Origin of the sequence: Roseicyclus sp. (genome assembly GCF_052168335.1) — a bacterium.
Taxonomy (GTDB): domain Bacteria; phylum Pseudomonadota; class Alphaproteobacteria; order Rhodobacterales; family Rhodobacteraceae; genus Roseibacterium.
This window is the reverse complement of the sequence record NZ_JBQLZP010000175.1, coordinates 1-8,318: the sequence shown is the minus strand read 5'-3', so window position 1 is coordinate 8,318 and position 8,318 is coordinate 1. Positions and strand designations below refer to the sequence as shown.

At 72.6% G+C, this 8,318-nt stretch carries 8 protein-coding genes and 1 pseudogene; 2 read left to right on the top strand and 7 right to left on the bottom strand.

Annotation, left to right across the window (positions count from 1 at the left end; all coding sequences use genetic code 11):
• Positions 1-1,084, bottom strand: a 1,084-nt coding sequence (locus ACTS11_RS05490) for an enolase C-terminal domain-like protein (protein WP_442639332.1), incomplete at its 3' end; no start/stop codon positions are given.
• A 134-nt stretch (positions 1,085-1,218) separates the two neighbouring features.
• Here ACTS11_RS05490 and ACTS11_RS05485 point away from each other — a divergent pair.
• Both ACTS11_RS05485 and ACTS11_RS05480 read left to right on the top strand, forming a co-directional pair.
• A complete protein-coding gene (locus tag ACTS11_RS05485; protein ID WP_442639331.1) occupies positions 1,219-2,853 on the top strand; it encodes an AMP-binding protein in 1,635 nt (544 codons plus the stop codon).
• A gap of 77 nt (positions 2,854-2,930) precedes the next feature.
• Positions 2,931-3,950, top strand: a complete 1,020-nt coding sequence (locus ACTS11_RS05480; RefSeq protein WP_442639330.1) for a hypothetical protein — start codon at positions 2,931-2,933, stop codon at positions 3,948-3,950.
• 3 nt (positions 3,951-3,953) lie between these two features.
• On the opposite strand, the gene ACTS11_RS05475 is transcribed toward ACTS11_RS05480, so the two are convergent.
• From ACTS11_RS05475 to ACTS11_RS05450, 6 genes and pseudogenes are all read right to left on the bottom strand, one after another.
• On the bottom strand, positions 3,954-4,670 hold the full coding sequence (locus ACTS11_RS05475) for a hypothetical protein (protein ID WP_442639329.1): 717 nt from the start codon (positions 4,668-4,670) through the stop codon (positions 3,954-3,956).
• Between the two features lie 62 nt (positions 4,671-4,732).
• Positions 4,733-5,365, bottom strand: a complete 633-nt coding sequence (upp, locus tag ACTS11_RS05470; protein ID WP_442639328.1) for a uracil phosphoribosyltransferase — start codon at positions 5,363-5,365, stop codon at positions 4,733-4,735.
• Complete coding sequence (locus ACTS11_RS05465) at positions 5,362-6,348, bottom strand: adenosine deaminase (protein ID WP_442639327.1); 987 nt, start codon at positions 6,346-6,348, stop codon at positions 5,362-5,364. Before ACTS11_RS05465 ends, upp begins: the two co-directional genes overlap by 4 nt.
• A gap of 11 nt (positions 6,349-6,359) precedes the next feature.
• Positions 6,360-6,518 carry a hypothetical protein gene (locus ACTS11_RS05460; protein WP_442639326.1) on the bottom strand — a complete coding sequence of 53 codons (159 nt, stop codon included), beginning with the start codon at positions 6,516-6,518 and terminating at the stop codon, positions 6,360-6,362.
• Positions 6,519-6,536: 18 nt separating this feature from the next.
• Positions 6,537-7,745 (bottom strand): phosphopentomutase, encoded by a 1,209-nt coding sequence (locus tag ACTS11_RS05455; RefSeq protein WP_442639325.1) that lies wholly within the window; start codon positions 7,743-7,745, stop codon positions 6,537-6,539.
• A pseudogene (locus ACTS11_RS05450) lies at positions 7,745-8,318 on the bottom strand (thymidine phosphorylase); the annotation flags it as partial. The pseudogene ACTS11_RS05450 and the gene ACTS11_RS05455, both read right to left, overlap by 1 nt.

Sequence of the window (8,318 nt, the reverse complement as noted above, 5' to 3'; positions counted from 1 at the left end):
AGTCCATGCGGCAGGCCGCCAGCGCGTCCTCGTCCGGCGCGAGGCCGAGGCCCGGCGCATCCGGCACGGCGAGCATCCCGTCGCGCAGCGCCGGGGGCGCGGGCAGCAGGAGGCGCGCGATCCGCGCCTGCGCGCGGTGAAGCTCGACCGCCCCCTCGGCCATCGCGCCGCACATCCAGTGCAGGTTGACAAGGTCCCAGCCCCCGGCGGGCGAGACCGCGCGGCCGGACGCGCGCGCCGCCGCGACCGCCGCGCCGATGCCGCCCGCGAAGACGGCGTTGGGCTGGATGACGTCCACCCCCGCCTCCGCCAGCAGGGCGAAGCGGTCCGCGCTCTGCTCCATCTGCCCCGCGCCGAGGGGCACGATCCCCTCCCGCGCCAGCGCGGCGAGCGCGTGGCGGTCGTTGCCGCGCACCGGCTCCTCCAGCCAGGCGAGGCCGAGATCGGCGACCCGGCGGGCGAAATCGCGCGCGTCCGCGAGGTCCCAGCCGCAATTGGCGTCAGCGATGAGGTCGGCCTCCGGTCCGATGGCCTCGCGCACGGCGCGGAGGCGGGCGGCGTCCTCGGCCGCGCTCCGCCCCTTCGCGGCGACGAGGACCTTCACACCCCGTGCCCCCGCCGCGACCTCCTCGGCGCAGGCGGCCACCAGCGCCTCGGTGTCGAGCGCGGGAAAGCCGCAGGTGACGTGGACCGGCGCGGCCGCCCGTCGCCCGCCCAGCAGCGCCGCGACGCTCCGCCCCGCGCGCTTTCCCGCGAGGTCCCAGAGCGCCACGTCGAGTGCCGAAAGCGCGGAGACCACCACCCCCGTCATGGCGCGCGGGTTGAACAGGCGGACGAGGTCCGGCAACGGGCCGGGGGCGGAAACCGCCCCGGCCAGCGCGCCGTTCAGGAAATGCGCGACCTCGGAGGCGAGGAAACGCCCGGTGAAGCCGTCGCCGGTGGCGCCCTCGGCGTCCGTCACCCGCACCCGCACGAAGGTGAAGCTGTCCTCGCCCGCGTAGGGCGCGGGATCGCCCGGCGACGCGCCCGCGCGATGCACCGCCGCCTCGAGCCTCAGCGGCCCCGCGATCTCCGGTCCCAGCACGGCAGTCCTCCCCTTGCGTCCCGTCCCGAGACTAACGGCGCGCGCCGGAACACGGAAGCCGACCGAAGGCCTTTCCTTTTCTTGCGCAACTTGCCATGTCTCACCGAAGAATCTTTCGCGACAGGAGTGGACAGATGGGCTGGATGAAGGACGAGACCGGGCTCGAGAAACGCGCGGCGAACTACGTGCCGCTGACGCCGCTCAGCCACCTCGTCCGCGCCGCCCGCGTCTTTCCCGACCGCGACGCCGTGGTGGACCGGGGCTTCCGCACCACCTACGCGCAGCATGTCGCGCGCGTCACGCGCCTGGCCTCGGCGCTCGCGGCCCACGGGGTGCAGCCGGGCGACGTGGTGGCGACGGTGCTGCCGAACACCTACCCGCATGTCGAGGCGCATTTCGGCGTGCCCGCCTGCGGCGCGATCCTGAACTCGATCAACATCCGGCTCGATGTCGGCACGATCTCCTACATCCTCGACCACGGCGAGGCGAAGGTCGTGCTGGTGGACACGCAGTTCCTCGGCGTCGTCGAGGCCGCGCTGAAGGAGATGGAGAACGAGGCGCAGCCGCTGGTCGTCGAGGTGCCGGACGAGGCGGCGGGCTACCACGCCTCGGGGCGGCACATGACCTACGAACAGCTCCTCGCGGGCGGCGACGACGGGTTCCGGTGGATCATGCCCGAGGACGAGTGGGAGAGCATCGCGCTCAACTACACCTCGGGCACCACGGGGCGCCCCAAGGGCGTCGTCTACCACCACCGGGGCGCCTACCTCATCACCATGGGCACGCCGATCTCGTGGCGGATAACGCTCTACCCGAAGTATCTCACCATCGTTCCGCTCTTCCACTGCAACAACTGGTGCCACGTCTGGACCATGCCCGCCGTGGGCGGCACCACCGTCTGCTGCCGCGACATCACCGCCAAGGCCATCTACGACGCCATCGCCGACGAGGGCGTGACCCATTTCGGCGGCGCGCCCATCGTGCTCAACATGATCGTCAACGCCAAGCCCGGCGACCGGCGCGACTTCTCCCACACGGTCGAGGTCTTCACCGCCGGCGCGCCGCCCGCGCCCGCGACGCTCGCCGCCATCGAGACGATGGGCTTCAACATCACGCAGGTCTACGGCCTGACCGAGACCTACGGCCCCGCCACCGAATGCACCTTCAAGGACGGGGTCTGGGACGACCTGACGGGCGGCGACCGCGCGGCGGTGAAGGCGCGGCAGGGCGTCGCGATGCCGAACATGGACCACATCACGGTGATGGACGCGGCCACCATGACGCAGATCCCGATGGACGGCGCGGCCTTGGGCGAGATCATGATGCGCGGCAACTCGGTGATGAAGGGCTACTACAAGAACCCCCGCGCCACCAACGAGGCCTTCCGCGGCGGCTACTTCCACACCGGCGACATCGCCATGCAGCACCCCGACACCTACGTGCAGATCGCAGACCGGGCGAAGGACATCATCATCTCGGGCGGCGAGAACGTCTCCTCCGTCGAGGTGGAGGGGACGCTGATGCACCATCCGGCGGTGCTGCTCTGCGCGGTCGTCGCCAAGGCGGACGAGAAATGGGGCGAGGTGCCCTGCGCCTTCGTGGAGCTGAAGGACGGCGCCGAGGCGACGGAGGAGGACCTGATCGCCTTCGCCCGCCAGCGCCTCGCCGGGTTCAAGACGCCCAAGCGCGTGGTGTTCCGCGAGCTGCCCAAGACCTCGACCGGCAAGATCCAGAAGTTCGAGCTGCGCAAGGCCGCGGCCGAGCTCTGAGAAACCGCGCGTTGAGGCGGGCCTGCGCGTGCGGTAACGTCCGCGTCAACGAACGAGGGGCAAGGTAGCCGGGGCAGATGACCGTGCTGGAGCAATACCGCAGGCTCGAGGCGCTCGGGCTCTGGCGGGAGGGGCCGGACGCCCAGCGCCGCGAGGTCGTGGTGTCGCTCGGCGAGGCGACGCTCGTGGTCTCCACGCCCTCCGAGACGGCGCTGACGCACTGGTCGCTTCCGGCGGTGGAGCGGCTGAACCCCGGCCGGAGCCCCGCCGTCTACGCGCCCGGCGCGGATGCCGACGAACGGCTCGAGATCGACGACCCCGAGATGATCGAGGCCATCGAGAAGGTGCGCACCGCCATCGAGCGCGCGCGGCCCCATCCCGGGCGGCTCCGCTGGCTGCTGAGCGCGGCGGTGGGCCTCGGCGTGCTCGCGGCGGCGGTCTTCTGGTTCCCGGGCGCGCTGACCCGGCAGACCGTCAGCCTTCTGCCCGAGGCGAAGCGGATCGAGCTGGGCGACGCCCTCCTCGAGGAGATCGGGCGCATCGCCGGGCGGCCCTGCGACAGCCCGAGGGCGCGCGTGGCGCTGGCCCGGCTCTCCACGCGCGTGCTCGGCCCGCCCGCGCCGCGCGTCATCCTGCTGCCCTCGCTGATCCCCGACACCGTCGCGCTGCCCGGCGGCCTGATCCTGGCGAGCGCGACGCTGGCCGAGGACCACGAGACGCCCGAGGTTCTCGCGGGCTACATGCTGGCCGAGGACGTGCGGCGGCAGGCGGAGGCGCCGCTCCACCGGCTGCTCGACGAGGCGGGGATATTCGCCACCTTCCGGCTGCTGACCACCGGCGACCTGCCGGAGGGCACGCTCGGCGACCACGCCGTGCGCCTCCTCAGCCGCGAGGCGCCGGCCGTCGACACGGCCGCCCTCGTCGCGCGGTTCGGCGCGGCGGACATCTCGACCCAGCCCTACGCCTATGCCCGCGACATCTCGGGGGAGAGCGTGCTGCAACTGATCGAGGCCGACCCGCTGCGCGGCGCGACACGCGCGCCGCTCATCAGCGACGAGGACTGGCTGAGCCTCCAGAACGCCTGCACGGGCGGCTGAGGCTCAGTCCTCGACGAGCCTGCGCGGGACGGTGTCCGTCCAGACGCGGCGCATCTGCGCCTCGCCCTCGACGGTGCGGATGCCGCGATGCGGGTTGAGCCGCCCGTCGTCCCAGGCGGTGCGCCAGCCCGGCGGCGGGCCGGGATTGTCGGCGGCGAGCGCGCGCACGGCCTGCTGCCCGGAGGCGGTGGGGCGGGCGACGGCGGCGGGCGGAACCGGCGCGATCTCGACGGGGATGCAGCTTCCGTCCGGGGCCACGACATAGGCGCCGGGCACGCGGACATGGGCGCAGCTCACGCGGGCGGTGCCGTCCTCGCGCATGAGGGCGGGCGGGATGATGACCTGCACGGTCCGGGGCGGCGCAGCCTCGGCCAGCACGATGACGCGGGCGGGCACGGGAGCGGCAGGCGTCGGTGCGGGACGGGGCGCGGGCGCCTCGGCGGCCCGAACGGGGGCGGCCTGAACGGGGGCGGGCTGGGCCAGCGTCGGGGTGCGGCCGCAGACCGGCTGGCGGTCCTGCCCGACGCGCGGCACCCAGTCGACGCGCCCGCCGACCTCGACCCGGACGAAGACGCAGCCGCCGCTGTCGATGTATTCGAGCGCGTCGAAGGATGCGGGCGGACGCTCGGCCGGGCCGGTCTGCGCCATGGCCCCGCCCGCGAGCGCGAGCGTCACCGCGAGGCCCGCCGCGGCGGACCGGAAACCGTCGGTTCCGAACATGCGAACCCCCCAAGGTTGCTCCGGGCAGAGTGGCCCATGCCCGGACCCAAGTAAAGCCGCGCCTATTTCGTTCCGTACATCCGGTCGCCCGCGTCGCCGAGCCCCGGCACGATGTAGCCGTGATCGTTCAGGTGGCTGTCGAGCGCGGCGGTGACGATGGGCACGTCCGGGTGCGCCTCCTTCATGCGCGCGACGCCCTCGGGCGCGGCGAGAAGGCAGAGGAACCGGATGTTGTCCGCCCCCGCCTCCTTCAGGAGGTCGATGGCCGCGACGGAGGAATTGCCGGTGGCGAGCATCGGGTCAACCACGATGGTCAGGCGGTCCTCCAGTTCGCTCGGCACCTTGAAGTAGTACTGCACCGGGCGCAGCGTCTCGGGGTCGCGGTAGAGCCCGACGAAGCCCACCCGCGCGTTCGGCACGAGATCGAGGATGCCGTCGAGCAGCCCGTTGCCCGCACGCAGGATCGAGACGAGGGCCAGCTTCTTGCCCTCGATCGTGGGCGCCTGCATCTTCGTCAGCGGCGTCTCCACCTCGACCGTCGTCATCGGCAGGCCGCGCGTCACCTCGTAGGCGAGCAGATGGCTGATCTCGCGCAGGAGCTGGCGGAAGGACTTGGTCGAGGTCTCCTTGTCCCGCATGATGGTCAGCTTGTGCTGCACCAGCGGGTGGTCGACGATGGTCAGGTGCTCGGTCATGTGGCGCTGTCCCCCAGCTTCTTGGCGATCTTGTCCTTCGTGGCCGCGTCGCAGAACGCGGCGTCGAGCGCGGTGCGGTTGACCTCGGCGAAGACCTCCTCGTCCCAGCCGAAGGAGCGGGCGAGGTTCTCGTAGTCCGAGGTCATGGTGATCCCGAAGAAGGGCGGATCGTCGGTCGAGACCGTCACCTTCACGCCGCGCTCGCGCAGCCGTTCGATCGGGTGGCTCTTCCAGTCGGGGAAGACGCCGAGAAAGACGTTCGAGCCCGGGCAGCATTCCAGCACGATCCCGTCCTCTGCGAGCCGGTCCACCAGCGCGAGGTCCTCGATGGCCTGCACGCCGTGGCCGATGCGCTCGGGGTTCAGCGCGTCGAGCGCGTCGCGGACCGAGGCCGCCCCGCCCCACTCGCCCGCGTGGACGGTGATCCTGAGCCCCGCCTCCCGCGCGCAGTCGAAGGCCCAGAGGAAGTCCGACGGCTTGCCCTTCAGCTCGTCGCCCGCCATGCCGAAGCCCACGAGCCAGTCGCCCGCCGTCTCGGCCGCGCATTCCGCGATCGGGCGCGCGCGCTCGGGGCCGAAGTGGCGGATGCAGGTGACGATCCCCCGGAGCGTGATGCCGAGGTCGCGCTCGGCCGCGTCGGCGGCCTGCCGGATGGCGTGGAGGTATTCGCGCCACGCGCCCACGTCGCCGCCGCCGCAGAAGTCGGGCGAGAGGAAGGTCTCGGAATAGACGACGCCGTTGGCCGCGCTCTCCTCCAGCACGGCGCGGGTCAGGCGCGCGTAGTCCTCGGGGGTCTGCAGGACACTGGTGGCCGCCTCGTAGACGGTGAGGAAGTGCCAGAAGTCGCGGTAGGAATAGCTGCCGTCCTCGCGGAAGATGCCGGAGAGGTCGACGCCCTTCTCCTTGGCCAGTCCCCGGATGAAGGCGGGCGGCGCGCCGCCTTCGTGGTGAAGGTGCAACTCGATCTTCGGCAGGTCCCTCATGTCCCTCTCCCTCACGTCCCGATGGCCCAGCCGATGAAGGCGACGATCAGCCCGAACGCGATCGCGCCGCGCCAGGGCGTTCGCGGGCGGCCCATGAAGGGGCCGATGTAGCGCACGGCGAGCGTCGCCACCACGAGCGTCAGCACGAAATAGACCTGTTCCGACGTCATCCGCCCCCCTCCCGGCCGTCAGATGAAGGATCGCCCCGGCCCCTGCCCCGGCACGCCGAGATGCGCGGCGACCGAGGCTCCGACATCCGCGAAGCCGCGGATGCCGATCTGCCCGGAATAGGGGCCCTTGGCAATGACCGGCACGCGCTCGCGCGTGTGGTCGGTGCCGCTCCAGGTGGGATCGTTGCCGTGATCGGCGGTGAGGATCATCAGGTCGTCGGGCCGGAGCGCGGCGAGGACGGGGCCGAGCGCCGCGTCGAACCATTCGAGGTGCCGCGCATAGCCCGAGACGTCGCGGCGGTGGCCATAGAGGCTGTCGAACTCGACGAAGTTGGCGAAGGTCAGGCTGCCGTCCTCGGCCTCCTCCACGTGGGCGGCGAGATGCGCCATCAGGTCGGCGTCGGCGCCCTTCACGTAGTCGCCCACGCCCCGCCCCGCGAAGATGTCGCGGATCTTGCCGATGCCGTAGGTCCGCCGTCCCGCCGCCTGCACCCAGTCCAGAAGCGTGGGCTCGGGCGGCGCGATGGCGTAGTCGCGGCGGTTCACGGTGCGGGTGTAGTGGCCCGGACCGCCCACGAAGGGCCGCGCGATGACGCGCCCGACCTTGCGGGCGTGGAGCATCGGCGCCAGCCCCTCGCAGAGCGCGAGCAGGCGGTCGAGGCCGAAGCTCTCCTCGTGGGCGGCGATCTGGAAGACGCTGTCGACGCTGGTGTAGCAGATCGGCCGGCCGGTGCGCTGATGCGCCTCGCCGAGGCGCGCGATGATCTCGGTCCCGCTCGCGTGGCAATTGCCGAGGATGCCGTCGGTCCCGGCGAGGCGCATGACCTCGGCCACGATGTCGTCCGGGAAGGCGGGGTCGGTCTTGGGGAAATAGCTCCACTCCCAGGGCACCGGCAGGCCCGCGAGCTCCCAGTGGCCCGACGGCGTGTCCTTGCCGACGCTCACCTCCTCGGCCGCGCCCCAGAGCCCCTCGGGCAGGGCGTCGAGCCCCTCGGCCCGGGCGCCGGAGGCCAGCCGCACCGCCGCGCCGAGGCCCAGCGCGTCGAGATGCGGCATCCTGAGGTGGCCCGTCCGCCCCTCCTCCGCCGCACCGGCGGCACAGGCGGCGGCGATGTGGCCGAGCGTATTGGCGCCGGTGTCGGGCCTGTCGCCGTTGAAATAGCGGTCGGCATCGGGCGCGCCGCCGCAGCCGACGCTGTCCATCACGACGAGGAAGGCGCGGGGCATCAGCCGATCCTTTCGTGGATGACCGGCGGAGGCTCCACATCCGTGGACGACAGCGTGTAGGCGCCGCGCAGGTCGGCGGCCACGGCGCGCGCGGCCTCCTCGGTCGCGGCGTGGATGCGCATGAGCGGCGTCTTGGGATCGACGCGCGTGCCGATCCGCGCGAGGTCGCTGAGCCCCACGGCGGGGTCCACCCGGTCGTCCCCCCGCAGCCGCCCGCCGCCGAGCTGCACCACCGCCTCGCCCAGCGCGCGGGCGTCGATGGCGGCGACGCAGCCCGCCTCGCCGGGATAGACGTCGACCATGACCTTGGCGGCCGGAAGCCGGTCGCGCCAGCGCTCGACGAAGTCGACCGGTCCGCCGAGTTCGGCCACCATCTCGCCAAAGACCTCGGCCGCCTGCCCGCTCTCGATGGCGCGGCGGATGCGCTCCTCCCCGTCGGCGGCGTCGGCGGCGAGACCGCCGAGCGCCAGCACCTCGCCGCCGAGCGCGACCGTCACGCGCATCAGCGCGGAGGAGCCGTCCTCGCCGGTCAGCGCCTCCATGCGGCGGACGCCCGCCGACACCGCGCTTTCC

Excerpts from the sequence above, each read along its gene's own strand:
- ACTS11_RS05480 (WP_442639330.1), top strand. The coding sequence starts at position 2,931 with ATGACCGTGCTGGAGCAATACCGCAGGCTCGAGGCGCTCGGGCTCTGG.
- upp (WP_442639328.1), bottom strand. The coding sequence starts at position 5,365 with ATGACCGAGCACCTGACCATCGTCGACCACCCGCTGGTGCAGCACAAG.
- ACTS11_RS05460 (WP_442639326.1), bottom strand. The coding sequence starts at position 6,518 with ATGACGTCGGAACAGGTCTATTTCGTGCTGACGCTCGTGGTGGCGACG.
- ACTS11_RS05465 (WP_442639327.1), bottom strand. The coding sequence starts at position 6,348 with ATGAGGGACCTGCCGAAGATCGAGTTGCACCTTCACCACGAAGGCGGC.
- ACTS11_RS05455 (WP_442639325.1), bottom strand. The coding sequence starts at position 7,745 with ATGCCCCGCGCCTTCCTCGTCGTGATGGACAGCGTCGGCTGCGGCGGC.
- ACTS11_RS05475 (WP_442639329.1), bottom strand. The coding sequence starts at position 4,670 with ATGTTCGGAACCGACGGTTTCCGGTCCGCCGCGGCGGGCCTCGCGGTG.
- ACTS11_RS05485 (WP_442639331.1), top strand. The coding sequence starts at position 1,219 with ATGGGCTGGATGAAGGACGAGACCGGGCTCGAGAAACGCGCGGCGAAC.